This window comes from Mesorhizobium sp. C395A, from assembly GCF_030323205.1.
GTDB lineage: Bacteria > Pseudomonadota > Alphaproteobacteria > Rhizobiales > Rhizobiaceae > Mesorhizobium.
In genome coordinates this window covers 626,808-644,143 of the sequence record NZ_CP100473.1, presented here as the reverse complement: position 1 = coordinate 644,143, position 17,336 = coordinate 626,808, and the positions used below count along the sequence as shown (strand labels likewise).

General features: G+C 64.5%; 16 protein-coding genes. 14 read left to right on the top strand and 2 right to left on the bottom strand.

Annotated elements, in window-relative coordinates; genetic code table 11:
• Positions 1-204 precede the first annotated feature (204 nt).
• The 9 genes from NLY37_RS03060 (at position 205) to NLY37_RS03020 (ending at position 8,665) form a co-directional block, all read left to right on the top strand.
• Positions 205-1,698 (top strand): replicative DNA helicase, encoded by a 1,494-nt coding sequence (locus tag NLY37_RS03060; protein ID WP_023672717.1) that lies wholly within the window; start codon positions 205-207, stop codon positions 1,696-1,698.
• A 230-nt stretch (positions 1,699-1,928) separates the two neighbouring features.
• A complete protein-coding gene (gene radA, locus NLY37_RS03055; protein WP_023672716.1) occupies positions 1,929-3,332 on the top strand; it encodes a DNA repair protein RadA in 1,404 nt (467 codons plus the stop codon).
• 48 nt (positions 3,333-3,380) lie between these two features.
• Positions 3,381-4,067, top strand: coding sequence for a CvpA family protein (locus tag NLY37_RS03050; protein ID WP_023731145.1), 687 nt, complete (start codon positions 3,381-3,383; stop codon positions 4,065-4,067).
• A 108-nt stretch (positions 4,068-4,175) separates the two neighbouring features.
• Positions 4,176-5,657 (top strand): amidophosphoribosyltransferase, encoded by a 1,482-nt coding sequence (gene purF / locus NLY37_RS03045; RefSeq protein WP_023711952.1) that lies wholly within the window; start codon positions 4,176-4,178, stop codon positions 5,655-5,657.
• A 30-nt stretch (positions 5,658-5,687) separates the two neighbouring features.
• Positions 5,688-6,443 carry an SDR family NAD(P)-dependent oxidoreductase gene (locus NLY37_RS03040; protein WP_023742309.1) on the top strand — a complete coding sequence of 252 codons (756 nt, stop codon included), beginning with the start codon at positions 5,688-5,690 and terminating at the stop codon, positions 6,441-6,443.
• Positions 6,444-6,520: 77 nt separating this feature from the next.
• On the top strand, positions 6,521-7,150 hold the full coding sequence (locus tag NLY37_RS03035; protein ID WP_023733853.1) for a hypothetical protein: 630 nt from the start codon (positions 6,521-6,523) through the stop codon (positions 7,148-7,150).
• A 135-nt stretch (positions 7,151-7,285) separates the two neighbouring features.
• Positions 7,286-7,507: a hypothetical protein gene (locus NLY37_RS03030; protein ID WP_023689120.1), complete on the top strand. Its 222-nt coding sequence runs from the start codon at positions 7,286-7,288 to the stop codon at positions 7,505-7,507.
• A 76-nt stretch (positions 7,508-7,583) separates the two neighbouring features.
• Positions 7,584-8,417, top strand: coding sequence for a hypothetical protein (locus NLY37_RS03025; protein ID WP_286443029.1), 834 nt, complete (start codon positions 7,584-7,586; stop codon positions 8,415-8,417).
• The gene (locus tag NLY37_RS03020) at positions 8,333-8,665 is read left to right on the top strand and encodes a transposase (protein WP_353621661.1); all 333 of its coding nucleotides are present in this window, start codon (positions 8,333-8,335) and stop codon (positions 8,663-8,665) included. The genes NLY37_RS03025 and NLY37_RS03020 overlap by 85 nt, the downstream gene beginning before the upstream one ends.
• Positions 8,666-8,991: 326 nt before the next feature.
• On the opposite strand, the gene NLY37_RS03015 is transcribed toward NLY37_RS03020, so the two are convergent.
• Positions 8,992-9,498, bottom strand: coding sequence for an OsmC family protein (locus tag NLY37_RS03015; protein WP_023743479.1), 507 nt, complete (start codon positions 9,496-9,498; stop codon positions 8,992-8,994).
• Positions 9,499-9,785: 287 nt separating this feature from the next.
• Between NLY37_RS03015 and NLY37_RS03010 the strand changes: the two genes are divergently transcribed.
• The 3 genes from NLY37_RS03010 (at position 9,786) to NLY37_RS03000 (ending at position 13,291) form a co-directional block, all read left to right on the top strand.
• Positions 9,786-11,291 carry a S10 family peptidase gene (locus NLY37_RS03010; protein WP_023743478.1) on the top strand — a complete coding sequence of 502 codons (1,506 nt, stop codon included), beginning with the start codon at positions 9,786-9,788 and terminating at the stop codon, positions 11,289-11,291.
• A gap of 151 nt (positions 11,292-11,442) precedes the next feature.
• A complete protein-coding gene (locus tag NLY37_RS03005; RefSeq protein ID WP_023743477.1) occupies positions 11,443-12,330 on the top strand; it encodes a DMT family transporter in 888 nt (295 codons plus the stop codon).
• A 52-nt stretch (positions 12,331-12,382) separates the two neighbouring features.
• Positions 12,383-13,291: a DMT family transporter gene (locus NLY37_RS03000; protein WP_023743476.1), complete on the top strand. Its 909-nt coding sequence runs from the start codon at positions 12,383-12,385 to the stop codon at positions 13,289-13,291.
• A 134-nt stretch (positions 13,292-13,425) separates the two neighbouring features.
• On the opposite strand, the gene NLY37_RS02995 is transcribed toward NLY37_RS03000, so the two are convergent.
• Complete coding sequence (locus NLY37_RS02995; RefSeq protein ID WP_023743475.1) at positions 13,426-14,289, bottom strand: LysR substrate-binding domain-containing protein; 864 nt, start codon at positions 14,287-14,289, stop codon at positions 13,426-13,428.
• Between the two features lie 101 nt (positions 14,290-14,390).
• Here NLY37_RS02995 and NLY37_RS02990 point away from each other — a divergent pair, with 101 nt between their 5' ends.
• Positions 14,391-14,798 carry a tautomerase family protein gene (locus NLY37_RS02990; RefSeq protein WP_023743474.1) on the top strand — a complete coding sequence of 136 codons (408 nt, stop codon included), beginning with the start codon at positions 14,391-14,393 and terminating at the stop codon, positions 14,796-14,798.
• A gap of 166 nt (positions 14,799-14,964) precedes the next feature.
• Positions 14,965-17,187, top strand: a complete 2,223-nt coding sequence (locus NLY37_RS02985; RefSeq protein ID WP_023743473.1) for an AMP-binding protein — start codon at positions 14,965-14,967, stop codon at positions 17,185-17,187.
• The last annotated feature ends 149 nt before the right edge of the window (positions 17,188-17,336 follow it).

The window sequence follows — 17,336 nt, the reverse complement described above, 5'->3', positions numbered from 1 at the left end:
CTCTGTTCCAACGACTCGGATAAAAGTCAGCGCCTTTCTGAGTCAACCGGAATCGGGGCGCGGAAACACTCTTCTGTGGACGGTTTGCCGCCCCTGTGAACAAACGGGGCATCGAGGTTGATTGGTCGTGCGGTGATGCAGAAAGGTCAGCACCGATTTATCTCGTTCTGATATCGAGAAGCCGGGATCAAAATCGGGGACATCATGGCAGAGGCAGCGCGAAAATTCGGCGTGGCGGAGCAGCAACCGCTTTATCGTGAAGCGCCGAACAACATCGAGGCCGAACAGGCGCTGCTCGGCGCCATCCTCGTCAACAACGATGCCTTCTACCGCGTGTCCGACTTCCTCAAGGCCGGCCATTTCTACGAGCCGCTGCACCGGAAAATCTTCGAGGTCGCGGCCGAGCTCATCCGCATGGGCAAGGTGGCGACGCCGATCACGCTGAAAACCTTCCTGCCGGCCGACGAGAAGGTCGGCGACATGACGGTGGCGCAATATGTGGTTCGTCTGGCGGTCGAAGCCGTCACCGTCGTCAATGCCACCGATTATGGCCGCGCCATCTACGATCTGGCCACGCGCCGGGCACTGATCACCGTCGGCGAGGACATGGTCAACATCGCCTATGACGCGCCGGTCGACATGGCGCCGTCCGAACAGATCGAGGATGCCGAGCGGCGGCTGTTCGAACTGGCCGAAACCGGCCGTTACGATGGCGGCTTCGAGAGCTTCACCGACGCGGTCAAGACCGCCGTCGACATGGCCAACGCCGCCTATATGCGCGACGGCCATTTGTCGGGCCTCGCCACCGGCATGCGCGATCTCGACCGCCGCATGGGTGGCCTGCAGGCGTCGGATCTGATCATCATTGCCGGCCGTCCGGGCATGGGCAAGACATCGCTCGCCACCAACATCGCCTTCAACATCGCCGAGATGTATGAGCCGGCGCAACAGGCCGACGGCTCGTTCAAGGCAGCCAACGGCGGCGTCGTCGGCTTCTTCTCACTGGAAATGTCGTCCGAGCAGCTCGCCACCCGCATCATTTCCGAACAGACGGAAATTTCGTCGTCAAAAATCCGCCGCGGCGAGATTTCAGAGATGGATTTCGAAAAGCTGGTCGCCTGCTCGCAGACCATGCAGAAGATCCCGCTGTTCATCGACCAGACCGGCGGTATCTCGATCGCGCAGCTGTCGGCGCGGGCGCGGCGGCTGAAGCGTCAGCGCGGCCTCGACCTCATCGTCATCGACTATATCCAGCTGATGCAGGGGTCGAGCGCGAAATCGTCGCAGAACCGGGTGCAGGAAATCACCGAGATCACCACCGGCCTCAAGGCGCTGGCCAAGGAACTCTCCGTTCCGATCATCGCGCTGTCGCAGCTGTCGCGTCAGGTCGAAAGCCGCGAAGACAAACGCCCGCAGCTGTCCGATCTTCGCGAATCCGGCTCGATCGAGCAGGACGCCGACGTGGTGATGTTCGTCTACCGCGAGGAATATTATCTGAAGAACCGCGAACCGAAGCCCGGCACCGACGAATACATCAAGTGGGAACACGAGATGAACGAGATGCGCGGCAAGGCCGAAGTCATCGTCGCCAAGCAGCGCCACGGCCCGACAGGTTCGGTGAGCCTCGCCTTCCATGGCGAGTTCACACGGTTTTCCGACCTCGCCGAAGAGCATCATATTGCGGAGAGGTTCGAGTAGCTTTTTGGCCTACCGCAGCGCTCCGTCACACCCCCCTCTGGCCTGCCGGCCATCTCCCCCGCAAGGGGGGAGATCAGCAGCTTTGCGGATGGCGCTCATCTTGCGACGTTGGCGATTGGCGAAAGCAGCGACGATAGCCAATCTCCCCCCTTGCGGGGGAGATGTCCGGCAGGACAGAGAGGGGTGTGCAGGATCACCCTCCTTCGGTCATTTGCAGGCAGCATCACTCCATGGCTAAATCGCGCGTCCAGTTCATCTGCCAGAATTGCGGGTCGGTGCATCAGCGCTGGGCCGGTAAATGCGATGCCTGCGGCGAGTGGAACACACTCGTCGAGGAAGGCACGTCCGGCGGCATCGGCTCGGGACCGGCCAACACGCGAAATGCGCGCAAGGGCCGCGCCGTGGTGCTGACCAGCCTGTCCGGTGACATCGAGGATGCGCCGCGGATCATCTCCGGCATTGGCGAACTCGACCGCGCCACCGGCGGCGGTTTCGTGCGCGGCTCGGCGCTGCTGGTCGGCGGCGATCCCGGCATCGGCAAGTCGACGCTGCTTACCCAGGCCGCAGCAGCATTGGCGTCAAAAGGCCACCGCATCGTCTATGTCTCGGGCGAAGAGGCTGTCGCGCAGATCCGGCTGCGGGCGCAGCGGCTTGGCGTCGCCGACACGCCGGTCGAACTTGCCGCCGAGACCAATGTCGAGGATATCCTGGCAACAATAGCCGATGGCAGAAGGCCGGACCTCGTCATCCTCGATTCCATCCAGACGCTGTGGACCGACATGGCCGACTCGGCGCCCGGCACCGTCACCCAGGTGCGCGCCTCGGCGCAAGCGATGATCCGCTACGCCAAATCCACCGGTGCTGCCATCGTGCTGGTCGGCCATGTCACCAAGGAAGGCCAGATCGCCGGTCCGCGCGTCGTCGAGCACATGGTCGACGCCGTTCTCTATTTCGAAGGCGAAGGCGGCCATCACTACCGCATCCTGCGCACGGTGAAGAACCGTTTTGGGCCGACCGACGAGATCGGCGTCTTCGAGATGTCGGACAAGGGCTTGCGCGAGGTCGCCAATCCGTCGGAGCTGTTCCTCGGCGAACGCCACGCAAAATCGCCGGGTGCCGCGGTATTTGCCGGCATGGAAGGCACACGTCCGGTGCTGGTCGAGATCCAGGCGCTGGTGGCGCCGTCCACATTGGGCACGCCGCGCCGTGCCGTCGTCGGCTGGGACGGCGCACGGCTGTCGATGATCCTTGCCGTGCTCGAAGCCCATTGCGGCGTGCGCTTCGGCACCCACGATGTCTACCTCAACGTCGCCGGCGGCTACCGGATTTCCGAGCCGGCGGCCGATCTGGCGGTTGCCGCTGCACTGGTTTCGTCGCTCACCGGTCTTGCCCTTCCCGCCGATTGCGTCTATTTCGGCGAAATCAGCCTGTCGGGCGCAGTGAGGCCGGTTGCGCATGCGCAGCAGCGCCTTAAAGAGGCCGAAAAGCTGGGTTTTGGAAGTGCGGTTCTGCCCTTGGGCAGCGAGGAGGTTGTCGGGGGGATCGGGGCCGGCGCTTTCCAGCCGACCGAACTTGCCGATCTCGTCGCGCGGATAGCCGGCTCACGGCGCAGCCGTGTCGACGTGGAAGATTGACGCGGCTCGCCCGAGCCGTGAAAAGACAATCTGAGTGGGGCGAAAGACATGCCGATTACGCTGCTGGACGGAATTCTCGTCGGCTTCACCCTGGTCTCGGCGATGCTCGCCATGGTTCGCGGCCTGTCACGCGAAATCCTGTCCGTCGTGTCCTGGGCGGCTGCCGCCGCGGCGGCATTCTTCTTCTACAAGCCGGTGCTGCCTTACGTTCAGCCCTATGTCGAAAGCGACAAGATCGCCATGGCGGCATCCGCCGGCATCGTCTTCCTCATCGCGCTGATCGTCGTTTCCGTCATCACCATGAAGCTAGCCGACTGGATCATCGATTCCAGGATCGGCGCGCTCGACCGTACGCTGGGCTTCCTCTATGGAGCCGCGCGCGGCGTCCTCGTCGTCGCCGTGGCGCTGCTGTTCTTCAACTGGCTGGCCGGCGCCAAGGCGCCTGCCTGGATCGCCAACGCCAAGTCGAAGCCGCTGCTCGAGACCATCGGCGCCAAGCTGGAAAGCCTGCTGCCCGAAGATCCGGAAAACGCCATCCTGAAGAAGCTCAATCCGAATCAGCCGGCAGCCGAGACGCCTCCGGCGGCCGATGCACCGGCGGCGGATGCTCCGGCAACCGGTGACGATACTCCGGCAACCGGTGACGATACGCCGGCGCCCGACGACGAGACCGACGCTCCGGCCGATAACGCACCCGCGCCCGCTGCTCCGGCTCCGGCCGCGCCGGCAAACTGATACGGACGGATGGTGCCGGACAGGCGCCATCCCGGCAGTTCCGGCCTGACTACGTTGCTTTCGCGGTGCTATCGCACTATATGGCCATTTTAGCGGAGCTTGAGCCCCATGGCAGTTTCGAAGGCAGACGCGGACGACGTGCTTTCCGCCGAAGCAGACGATCATTTCCACGACGAATGCGGCGTGTTCGGCATTTTCGGCCGGCAGGACGCTGCGGCCATCGTCACGCTAGGCCTGCATGCGCTGCAGCATCGCGGCCAGGAAGCGGCCGGCATCGTCTCCTATGACGGCACGCAGTTCCATGTCGAACGCCATGTCGGCCTGATCGGCGACACCTTCACCAAGCAGCACGTCATCGACAGCCTGCAAGGCAACCGTGCCATCGGCCACACGCGCTACGCCACGACCGGCGGCGCCGGCATGCGCAACATCCAGCCTTTCTTCGCCGAACTCGCCGATGGCGGCTTCGCCGTCGCCCATAACGGCAATCTCACCAACGCCATGACCGTGCAGCGCGCGCTGCAGAAACAGGGCGCGATCTTCTCGTCGACCTCCGACACCGAGACGCTGCTGCATCTCGTTGCCACCAGCAAGGAACGCGATTTGAATTCGCGCTTCATCGACGCCGTGCGTCAGGTCGAAGGCGCTTTCTCGCTGGTCGCGATGACCTCCAAGAAGATGATCGGCTGCCGCGATCCGCTCGGCATCCGCCCGCTGGTGCTCGGCGACCTCGACGGCGCCTGGATCCTGGCCTCCGAAACCTGCGCGCTCGACATTATCGGCGCCCGCTTCGTGCGCGACCTGAAGCCCGGCGAAATGGTCGTGGTGACCTCGAAGGGCATCGAGAGCCTGTTCCCCTTCGAGCCGCAGAAGACCCGCTTCTGCATCTTCGAATATGTCTATTTCGCCCGCCCGGACTCCTCGGTCGAAGGCCGCAATGTCTACGAAGTGCGCAAGCGTATCGGCGCCGAATTGGCGCAGGAAAGCCCGGTCGATGCCGATATCGTCGTGCCGGTGCCGGATTCCGGCACGCCGGCGGCAATCGGCTTCTCCCAGGCGGCGGGCATCCCCTTCGAACTCGGTATCATCCGCAACCACTATGTCGGCCGAACCTTCATCCAGCCCGGCGATTCGATCCGCCATATGGGTGTCAAGCTCAAGCACAACGCCAACCGCCGGATGATCGAGGGCAAGCGCGTGGTGTTGGTCGACGATTCGATCGTGCGCGGCACCACCAGCCAGAAAATCGTGCAGATGGTGCGCGACGCCGGCGCCAAGGAAGTGCATATGCGCATCGCCTCGCCGCCGACCAGCGCGTCGTGCTTCTACGGCGTCGACACGCCGGAGAAGTCGAAGCTTTTGGCATCGCGCATGTCGATCGAGGAAATGGCCGAGTTCATCCGTGTCGATTCGCTCGGCTTCCTCACCATTGACGGGCTCTACCGCGCCGTCGGCGAAGCCAGCCGCGACAATGAGCAGCCGCAATTCTGCGACGCCTGTTTCACCGGCCAGTACCCGACCCGCCTGCTCGACTTCGAAGGCCACGACAATGTGCGCACGCTGTCGCTGCTGGCGAACAACGGGGCGTAAAGCCCAACTGCTATCCTTGAAAGCGCTCGCATGACCCTCGACCTCTCCGGCCGCGTCGCGGTCGTTACCGGCGCCTCGCGCGGCATCGGCTACTTCATCGCCAAGGAACTTGCCGCCGCCGGCGCGCATGTCATTGCGGTTGCCCGGACCGTCGGCGGGCTGGAAGAACTCGATGACCAGATCAAGGCCGAACGCGCGAAAACCGGCAAGGGCGAAGCGACGCTGGTGCCACTCGACCTCTCAGACATGGCCGGCATCGACCGGCTGGGCGGGGCCATTCACGAGCGTTGGGGCAAGCTCGACATTCTGGTGGCCAATGCCGGCGTGCTCGGCGTCATCTCGCCGATCGGCCATGTCGAGGCCAAAACCTTCGAGAAGGTAATGACCATCAATGTCACCTCGACCTGGCGGCTGATCCGCTCGGTCGACCCGCTGCTCAGGCTGTCCGACGCCGGCCGCGCCATTCTCATGTCCTCCAGCTCCGCGCATTCGGCGCGCGCCTTCTGGGCGCCCTATGCGGCGTCGAAGGCGGCGGTGGAAGCCATGACGCGTTCCTGGGCACATGAGACGCAGAGCCTGCCGCTCCGCGTCAATGCCGTCGACCCCGGCGCCACCCGCACCGCCATGCGTGCGCAGGCCGCGCCCGGCGAGGATCCGGAAACGCTGCCGCACCCGTCAGAGGTGGCAAAACGCATCGTGCCGCTGGCGAGCCCCGAGCTGAAAGAGACGGGGCTGATCTTCCAGGTCAAGAACAACCGCTTCGTCGCCTACCGGCAGCCGGAATAAACCGGGTTGTAGCGGGATTAAACAGACCTCCAGTTACGTTTCTTCGAATGTAGGACATTCGAAACCGGAGGACCGACATGCGTAGACTTCTTCTCGTTGCCGCCGCCGCGATTGCCGCCACAGCCGGCGTGGCGCTGGCGCAAGACGCAAAGATGAGTTTCTTCGTCACCAGCGTCGGTTCCGGCAAGGGCGCCGATCTCGGCGGTCTCAAGGGTGCCGACGCGCATTGCGCCTCGCTGGCGGAAGCGGCTGGGGTTACCGGCAAGGAATGGCACGCCTATCTCTCGAGCGCCAATGTCGATGCGCGCGACCGTATCGGCAAGGGTCCCTGGGTCAACGCCAAGGGTGACAAGATAGCTGACGATGTCGCCTCGCTGCACAGCGACGCCAACGCCATCACCAAGCAGACGGCGCTCAACGAAAAGGGCGAGGTGGTCAACGGCCGCGGCGACAAGCCGAACCGGCACGACATATTGACCGGCTCGAAGCCTGACGGCACCAAGATCGCCGACCAGACCTGCGGCGACTGGACCTTGAGCGGGGCGAAGGGCGCGGCGATGATGGGCCACCACGACCGCACCGGCCTCGACGAGTCGGCGGCGGCGAAATCCTGGAACTCCTCGCATGCCTCGCGCGGCGGCTGCAGCCAGGAGGCGCTGAAAGGCACCGGCGGCGACGGCCTGTTCTACTGCTTTGCGACGAACTGAGAGACGTCTGGGAGCGGTTCGTTCACGGGTCTGTGATGATCCGGCAGGTCCCTCCCCCCTCGCCCTGCTTTCGCCATCAGCCGGGAGTTGCTAGGGTCGACCCGACTCCGACACTCAGCAAAGCGAGGAATTCCCATGGCTGCTCCCAGCGTAGCATTGGTCTGGTACCTGGTGATCGCCGGCCCGCAAGGCGGCATGGTGGTGCTGCCCAGCACCTTCGACACCCGCGAACAGTGCACAAACGCGATTACCGAATATCAGAAGCAGCCGACGCCGGCCGGCTGGGCGGTCAATTGCGTGCCGAGCGCCTCGCCTTTCACCGATGAGGGTGATGCGGAAGAGCCGGCGGCGCAGTAGCGTAGTCTCCCCCCTTGAGGGCATAGGCGCTAAGATAGGTATTGCCCTGCGGAATCGGGTGTGATTCTACACTGCGATGACACACGAATCGCTTGTTGATGACGGCTGGGCCGAGACGATTGAGCTTCTGGGCGGCGAAGAGTTGATCGCAGGAAGTGCCCGCGAGACGAAGGCGTTCCTGCGCCCGCGCGGCGTCAGGTCGGCGAGCGACCTGTTGCGCCTGACACTGGCTTACTGCCTTGGCAAGGTTGGCATGCGGGGCGTCGTGGCCTGGGCGGCGGCGAGCGGGATTGCCGACATTTCAGACGTGGCGTTGCTTGGCCGGCTGCGCAATGCAGGACCATGGCTGCAGCAGTTGATTGGGCACCTTTTGAAGCGCGAGGATGCAGGTTTGGCCAAAGGCCGACTGGTTCGCATCCTCGATGCGACAGCGGTTGCCAAGGCCGGTGCGTATGAGAAGAAGAACAATGGTCTTTGGCGCATGCACTGCGCCTTCGAGCTTGAGCGCGAGCAGTTCGACTTCCTCGAGATCACCGATCAGAGCGAGGCCGAGTTGATCGACCGCGTGCCGGTGGTGCCGGGCGAGATCCGCATCGGTGACCGCGCCTATCTGCAGGCCGAGCGGATCGCCAAGGTGATGGCGCAAGGCGGCGATGTTGTTGTGCGCGCGTCGTGGAAAAACGCGCGATGGCTCGACGCCAACGGCAGGGCGTTCGATCTCATCGGCTACCTGGAGAACTGCCGGGAGGAAGTCTGCGAAACGCCTGCCCGGCTGGCACTCAAGAAGGGCGAGCCTGTGAAGATGCGCCTGATCGCCTTGCGCAAATCCGAGGCCGCGGCACAAGAAGCGCGCGCAAAATCAACAAGGAAGCCAGGGCCAAGGGCAACAAGGTTCAACCGCAGACGCTGATTGCGGCCGGCTTCGTCCTGCTTGTGACCTCGCTTGACCGGGAGGAGTTTCCCGCCGATACGGTCCTCAAGCTCTACCGCATGCGCTGGCGCATCGAACTCGCCTTCAAGCGTCTGAAGAGCCTGATCGGGCTGCGCTCTCCTCCCGCCAAGGACCCAAGGATCGCAAAGCCTTGGATCCTTGCACACTTCCTCATCGCGCTTGTGACCGAACCCCTCTCGCAGGAGTTGGGTGTCTCTCCCCCTTGAGCGACGGGCGCCCGCTACTGTGGCGCGCAACCCGCCAGATCGTCGCCTCTCTGATCGCGACCATCTTTACTCAACCTTCCTTGGCGGCCCTGCGCCAAAATCTCCATGCCTTGCGATATCGCTGGCGCGAACCACCACGAAAGCGCAAGTTTCAGTCCATGCCAAAGCTATCTTAGCGCCTATGCCCTTGTGGGGGAGATGGCCGGCAGGCCAGAGGGGGTCGCCTCGCGTAGAGTGCCAACCTCCTTCCGCACAAAGGGCGTCGCGTCCAGTCGGCCGGACCCCCTCTGTCGCCTTCGGCGACATCTCCCCCTCAAGGGGGAAGATCAGGCGCGCGCCTTCACCGTCAGCTCCGGCTTGCTGTTGATGGTCTGGAAGACCACGCAATAGCGTTCAGTCAGCTTGATGAGCGAATCGATGCGGTCCTGCGGCTCATCCGTGTCGAGGTTGAAATTCAGCCGGATGGCGCGAAAGCCCACGGGGGCGTCCTTGGCCACGCCCAGCGTGCCACGAAAGTCGAGATCGCCTTCGGCCTCGACGGTGGCTGCGCCAAGCCTGAATTCCAGCGCCGTCGCCACTGCCTTCAGCGTCACGCCGGCGCACGCCACCAGCGCCTCCAAAAGCATATCGCCCGAACACAATTCGAGCCCGGAACCGCCGGTCGCCGGATGCAGGCCGGCGACCGCCAGCGCCCTGCCCGTCTCGACCTTGCAGGCAATCGACTGGTCGTCGATGGAGCCTTTGGCGCGAAGCGTGATCAGCGCCTGTGCGGCATCGCCCCGATAGGCCTCTTTGAGCGGCGCCTGCATGGCTTTGAGTGCCGTGGCATCCATGTTGCATTCCTTTCAGGTCCTTCGCGCTTTGATAGCACTGATATGCCGGCGAGACAGCGCCCCCCTCTGCCTACCGGCCACCTCCCCACAGGGGGAGATCTGCAGCTCCGCCGATGGCGCTTTCTACGCCGGCGATTAGCGAAGGCGGTCGCGACATCCAATCTCCATCCCTGTGGGGGATGTCCGGCAGGACAGAGGGGGCGTGAAGGAATGCTACGTCACGAAGAGTTACTTTGACTTAGACCGCCCCAGCCATACCTAAGCAGAGTCATTCCCGCGGAGACATCATGCCGTTCAAGCTGAAACTGATCTCGCTTACCTTGTTGGTGGTTGCAGCCTTCGCGCAGCCCGGCCTCGCCGAAACGCCCGAGCGCCCCCCACCGGCAGGCGGCGTGCTGTCGCTGCTGCCGGCACCGCAGACGACCAGCCATTCAATCACCATTGCCGGGCGCAAGCTGGACTATCAGGCTAAGGCCGGCACGCTGTCGCTGCTGTCCGGCAAGGGCGAGGTCACCGCGGAAATCTTCTATGTCGCCTATACGCTGCCGCCACTGGCGGGCGCGGAGAAGGCTCGCCCCATCACCTTCGTCTTCAATGGCGGCCCGGGCGCGGCATCCGCCTATCTGCATCTCGGCGCACTCGGCCCGCGTGTCGTCGCGACCGGCGCCGATGGCCAATTCCTGCTGCCGCCGCAAAAGCTGATCGACAATCCCGACAGTTGGCTCGACATGACCGACCTCGTCTTCGTCGATCCGGTCGGCACCGGCTACAGCCGCGAGGCCCCCGGCCAGGACACGAAAGATTTTTGGGGCGTCAGCCAGGACGCCAGTTCGATCGGCGCTTTCATCCGGCTCTATCTCGCCCAGAACAGCCGCACCGGATCGCCGCTCTTCCTCGCCGGCGAAAGCTATGGCGGGTTCCGCGCGGCACTTCTCGCCAGGACCCTGCAGGAAGATGTCGGCCTGAGCCCCAACGGCATCGTGCTGATCTCGCCTGCACTGGAGTTCACGCTGGTGCTGCCCGACGAATTCCAGCCACTGCATTGGGCGCTGGAACTGCCCTCGCTGGCGGCGGTGCGCCTGCGCAGCGAAGGCGTCAGCGGCGAAGCACTGCGCGAAAAGCTCGCCGAGGTCGAAAAGTATGCGCTGGGCGACTACCTCACGGCTCTGACCGGCGGGCTGGAACAGGGCGGGCAGCTGGCCAGCCAGCGCGTGGCCGAGATCACCGGCCTGCCGCTCGACCTCGTGCAGCGCAATTTCGCCCGCATCCCGACCGGCCTGTTCGCGCGCGAATTCCAGCGCGCCAGTGGCAAAGTGCTCAGCCCGTATGACGGCACCATCGCCACCAGCGACATCGCCCCGGAGAGCGCCCGCAGCGCCGGCCCGGATCCGGTGCTCGACCGCAGCGTACCGGCGCTGACCTCGGCCTTTGTCGGTTATGCGCGCGACGAGCTGAATTTTCGCACCGATATCAGCTACCGGTTGCTCAATGGCGATGTGACCCACGCCTGGGACTATGGCGGCTCGCGGCAAGGCTATGCCGGGGTGATGGACGATCTGCAGCGGGCGCGCTCGCTCAACCCGGGGCTTGGCGTGGTGATCGTCAACGGTGACACCGATCTGGTCACGCCCTATCTGGCCTCACGCTATCTGGTGAGCCAAATCCCGACGCTGGGCGCGGCAAAACCCATCCGTCTCGACGTCGTCGAAGGCGGCCACATGATGTATCTCAGGCCGGGCGGCCGGCGCGCCCTGAAGGAGGCCGCTTCACAGCTCTACCAGGCAACACAGTGACGGCGTGCCCACGCTGTCGGCCAGGCGGCTGCGCCAACGCAAGCTTGCCACTGGCGTAGCGCCCCGCAGGCTTTCGCCCGTATAGCCTGCAATGGGAGCCTGATTGGGGCAGGCTTCTTCTTCGTCCTCTTGACAGCGCCGGACACGCCGCATGGCCGATATTGCCATTCTGGAAACCCGCGAAAGGGTGCTTGCCGGCATCCTGTTCACCGGCTGCGCCTATTTCCTGTTTTCGACGCAGGACGCCGCGATCAAGCTTCTGGTCGTCGGCATCAGCGTCTGGCAGATCATGTTCTTCCGCTCGATCGCTGTGCTTATCGGCTGTGCTGCAATCGGCGGACCGCCCATCTTTGCCGACACAATGCGCTCGCCCATCGTGCGGCCGATGCTGGTGCGCAGCGCCTTCACGCTCGGCGCCTGGCTCTGCTACTACAACGCGGCCCGCTCCCTGCAGCTGGCCGAACTCACCACCATCTATTACGCCGCCCCGATCATCGTCACCGTGCTGTCGGTGGTGATGCTTGGCGAAAAGGTGCCGCTGTTGCGCTGGCTGGCGGTGTTCATCGGCTTCGTCGGCGTCTTCATCGCCTGTGATCCCACTCGTCTCGGCTTGTCCGTGCCGATGCTCTTGGTACTGGCTGCGGCAGTGCTGTGGGGCATTGTCGTGGTGCTGTTGCGCAAGACGGCGCTGGCCGAGCGCACGCTGATCCAGCTTGTGCTCAACAATTTCTACTTCCTGGTGTTTTCCACGGTGCCGGCGCTGTTGGTCTGGCAGATGCCGGACTGGCGCCAGTTGCTGCTTTTGATCAGCGTCGGCGCGCTCGGCGGCGTGGCGCAATTTATGCTGTTCGAAGGCATGAAGCGGGCGCCGGTGTCGATCGTGGCGCCGTTCGAATACACCTCATTGGTCTGGGCCTTCGGGCTCGGCTTTGCGATCTGGGGCGACGTGCCGCGTCGCGAGGTGTTTCTGGGGGCGGCGTTGATCGTCGGCGCCGGCCTGCTGATCATCGGCAACGAGCATTTCCGCAAGCGGCTATGAGTACCCCCGTGCTGACAGCATGGTGGCAGGAGAAGACGGATAGGCTGCTGAGATGACGGAAGCGCTCGACGGCCCAGGCACCACAGATACCGCTGCCGAGCGTACGCTCGGCATCATGCTGGTGGCGGCCTCGGCGGCTTTCTTCGCCCTCACCGGCGTGCTGACCAAATCGATCCACGCCGACCCGCTGACCATCACTTGCTGGCGCGGCTTTGTCGGCGCGATCCTGATCACCTTCTATGTGCTGTGGCGCCGGCGCCGCTCCGGCGGGCGGGAAAGCTTGCGGCTTGGCTGGCGCGGCTGGCTGCTGGCCCTCGAGGGCGCCGCGGCCAGCATCGCCTTCATCTCGGCGTTCAAATTCACCTATGTCGCCAATGTCGCGGTCATCTACGCCACCGCGCCTTTCATCACCGCGCTGCTCGCCTTCGTGCTGGTGCGCGAGCCGTTCCGGGCGCAGACGCTTGCCGCCGCCGCCGTTTCGCTGTGCGGCGTAGCGATCATGGTCGGCTCCGGCTTCGGCAGCGGTCATCTGTTTGGCGATGGGCTCGCGCTGCTGATGACCGCCGGCAGTGCGCTCTACATGATCATGGTGCGCGCCTTCCGCGACACGCCGGTGGTGTGGGCGGGCGCAGTCTCGGCGCTTCTGCTGTTCGTGCTCGGCTGGTTCGTCACCGACCCCCTGGCGATTTCTGCTCGCGACGCCGTGCTGCTCGTCGCCTTCGGAGGATCGTTTGCGGCGGCGTCGATCCTGTGGACGGAAGGCTCGCGGCTGATCCCTGCGCCTGAGTCCGGCCTTCTCGGTGCCGCCGAAGTGCCGTTTGCGATCCTGTTCGCCTTCCTGTTCCTCGGCGAGATCGCGCCGGCCGCCAGCCTGATCGGCGGCGCCATAGTACTGTGCGCGGTTTTCGCCCATGCGGGGCGCGACTGGCTGGCCGCGAGAAAAAGTGCGGCAACCCAATAATTATTTTCCAAGTCATGGAACCATCATGCGGATCAGGCAGTTTTATGTGCGACGGGTCACCCCCCAAGTCCCCCCAAACCCCTCGACCCGTCCTCCTCAAAGCCGACCGTAAAGGTCGGCTTTTTCTTTGGACATCAGCCGCCAAAGCCGGGCAAGGCGAGGTTGTCACTGAGCAGGATGGCAAGATCGCGCGCCGGCCGCTCGGCGCCCTGGCCGAGTTTTATCGCGAATTGCGCTGTCGGCACCGGCGGCAGGGCGAAGTCGCGCGGCGCTTCGGCAATGCCTGAATGGGCAAAGCGGGCGGTGCGCAAGGTCAGCGCGATGCCGGCATTGACCGCCGTACGCAAGCCGGCAAGGCTGGCGCTGCCGGCGGCGATGCGGTAGCGGCGGCCGGCAGCATCGAGGGCCGCGAGTGCTGCTTCGCGAAAGCCGCAATAGGGGTCGAGCAGCGCCAGCGGCAATTCCTCTTCCCGCACGGCAAGCCCTTTTTGCGAGCACAGCCACAGCATCGGCTCACTGAACAGCCCGACTTCGTCATTGGCCGGCGTCTTGCGCATGACAACGGCCAGATCGAGCTGCCCGGCCTGCAGCGCCTCGCCAAGCTCGGCCGAACGGCCGACGCGCAGTTCGACCCTGACGCGCGGATGGCTGGTCGCGAAGGCGCGCAGCAACTCCGGCAGGCCGCTATCAGCGAAATCCTGTGTCGTGCCGATGGCGACGCGACCAGCGGCACGCGCGCCCTTGAGCGCCAACCAGGCCTCGCTGTGCACGGCAAGAATGCGGCGGGCATGACCAACAAGATCCTCGCCGGCCGGCGTCAGCCCGCGCCCGCGCCCCTGCGCCACCAGCAGCGGTTCGCCGACGATCTCCTCCAGGCGCTGCATCTGCGCGGTCACCGCCGAGGGCGAGCGGCCGACAACAGACGCAGCCTGAGCCAGCGAGCCGCCATCGACAAAGGCAAGGAAGGTTTTGAGCAGATCGGGATCGAGAGCTTGCATACTTCGATAATACAGAACCTTATGTTCGAGACAATTCGATTTTTTTGACCCAAAGATGGTGGCATTGTCTCTCCAACGCCGCTCAAACGAAGGAGAGAAAAATGCCCATCATCAACATCAGCGTCACCGGTAAGCCCGACGCCAAGCTGTCCGCCAGAATCGCCAAGGAAATCACCGGCCTGACCGCAACCCATCTGCGCAAGGACCCGACGATCACCGCCGTCGCTGTCACCTATATCGACCCGCAGCACTGGTTCGCCGGCGGCAAGTCGCTGGCACAGCATGGCGCCAATACTTTCTGGCTCGACATCAAGGTGGTCGACGGCACCAACACCAAGCTGGAGCTGGAGGCTTATCTGAAGGCGATCTTCGACACCTTTGGTAAGCTGCTCGGTGGCGTGCATGAGGAGAGCTATGCCTTCGTGCACGAGGTTCCGGCCGCAGCTTATGGGTATGGCGGCAAGAGCCAGGAGTTCCGGTTCATCAGCGGGCGGATCAAGGCGGCTTGAGCCAACGTGAAGCGCAGCGCCGCCCCTCATCCGCCCTTCGGGGCACCTTCTCCCCGTGAACGTGGAGAAGGAAGAGGCTCTACATTGACCTTGCCCCCCATTGCGTTACCCTCTCCTGCGAAGCGGACGAAGAGCCGCGATACCGGAACGTTGGGAGAGACGCGGCATGATCCTGACACTGGCGCTGCTTGCAGGCCTCGTGCTGGCCTGGCTGCTGATTGGCGCGATCGAGACGTTTCGTCTCGACCTGCGCTTTACCCAGGCGCTACTCTATGTGCCGTTCAAGCTCGCCTACCGGATCGATGACCGGCGCATCCGCATTGCCCGCAACGCGCCGACGCCGGTGATCTATGTGGTCTCGCACCAGTCACGCTTCGAGCCGGCGCTGATGCTGTCGCTGCTGCCCGACGACACGCTGCACATTCTCGACGAGGCCTCGGCGCGCTCGCCCTGGATGGAGCCTTGGCGCGAGCTTGGCCGCACCATCGCCTTCAACGCCGAGCATCTCTTCGTCAGCCGGCGGCTGGTCAGGGTGCTGAAGGGTAAAGGCCGGCTTGCCGTCTATCTGCCCGGTGACGTCGAGCCCGATGTGAAGACGTTTCGCCTGTTCCGCGCCGTCACCCGCATCGCCATGCAGGCCGACGCCCGCATCGTGCCGATCTTCGTCACCGGCGCGCACGACCTGCCGGTTTCCTTGACGCCAAAGAACCGGGCGCCGCGCCATTGGTTCCCAAAACTCTCGATCAGCGTGCTGGAGCCAATGACGATTGCCGAACTGGTGGCGCGCAACCCCGACCAGGCTTCCAACACCAATGCGTTGTTCGACCGCATCGCCGAGGCGCGGCTTTATGGCAGCAACCTCGATCGCGGCCTGTTCCTGGCCATGCGCGATGCCGCGGATCGCACCGGCGCCTCGCATCCGATCATCGAGGATGTGATCAGCGGCTCGCTCAGCTATCGAAAAATGTTCATCGGCGCGCGCGTGCTCGGCCGCCGTTTCGAGGCGGTGGCGGCGCCCGGCGAAGCGGTCGGGGTTTTGCTGCCCAACGCCAATGGCGTGGTGCTGTCCTTCGTCGGCCTGCTCTCGGCCGGCCGGGTGGCGGCGATGATCAACTACACGGCAGGGCCGGCCAGCGTAACCGCCGCGGTGCGCACGGCAGTCATCCGAACGGTGGTTTCCTCGCGCGCGTTCGTCGAGAAGGCGGCGCTTGCCGACATCATCGCCGCGGTCGAGGCCGGCGGCGCCAAGATGCTGTGGCTGGAGGATGTGCGCGCAAGCGTCACCACACTGGAAAGGCTCGCAGCAGCGGTGCTCTGGCGGTTCCCGCTGCAGCGGCAGGATGCGGCCAAGCCCGCCGCAATCCTGTTCACCTCAGGCTCGGAAGGCACGCCCAAGGCCGTGGTGCTGTCGCACCGCAATCTCCACGCCAACGCCATGCAGGCCGAGGCGCGCATTACCATTTCGCCGTCCGACATCCTGCTCAACGTGCTGCCGGTTTTTCACTCTTTCGGCCTGACCGGCGGCACCATCCTGCCGCTGGTGACCGGGGTGAAACTGTTCCTCTACCCGTCACCGCTGCACTACAAGATCATCCCGGAGATCGCTCGCAAGGTGAAGCCGACCATCATGTTCGGCACCGACACGTTCCTTGCCAACTATGCCCGCACCGCGAAGGATGGCGATTTCTCCAGCCTGCGCTTCGTCGTCGCCGGCGCGGAAGCGGTGAAGCCGGAGACGCGGCGCGTTTATCGCGAGCGCTTCGATGCCTCGATCATCGAGGGGTTCGGGCTGACCGAGGCCGCCCCAGTCGTTGCCGTCAACACCGCCATCCATGGCCGCGACGGTACGGTCGGACGGCTGTTGCCGGCGATGCGCATGAAGCTCGAACCGGTCGAGGGTATCGAGGGTGCCGGCCGCCTGTGGCTCGACGGGCCGAATTTGATGATGGGCTACATGACCGCTGACCGGCCCGGCGAATTGCAGCCGCTGGACGGCTGGCACGACACCGGCGACATCGTCTCGGTAGACCGCGAAGGCTTCATCACCATTCGCGGCCGGGCAAAACGCTTCGCCAAGATCGCTGGCGAGATGGTGTCGTTGGGCGCCGTCGAGATGCTGGTGCAGTCGCTGTGGCCGGAAGAGCGCCACGCCGCGGTGGCGGTGCCGGACAAGAGGCGCGGCGAGCGCATCGTGCTGGTCACCACCGCCGACGACGCCGATCCGGAAGAACTGCGCGCCTTCGGCAAGAAGGCAGGTGCGGCCGAACTGATGGTGCCCAACGACATCGTCAAGGTCGAGGAGATCCCGGTGCTGGGTTCCGGCAAGACGGATTATGTCTCGACGCGGAACCTGGCGATCGAGAAGCTGGGGTTGGGCCTGGCGGCTTAGCGTATCTCCCTCCTCGAGGGGGAGATGGCCGGCAGGCCAGAGGGGGTCGCCTCGCGTGAAGCGCCGACGTCCTCTTCGCTCAAACGAGGTCGCGTCCGGGGCGTACCGACCCCTCTGTCGCCTTCGGCGACATCTCCCCCTCAAGGGGG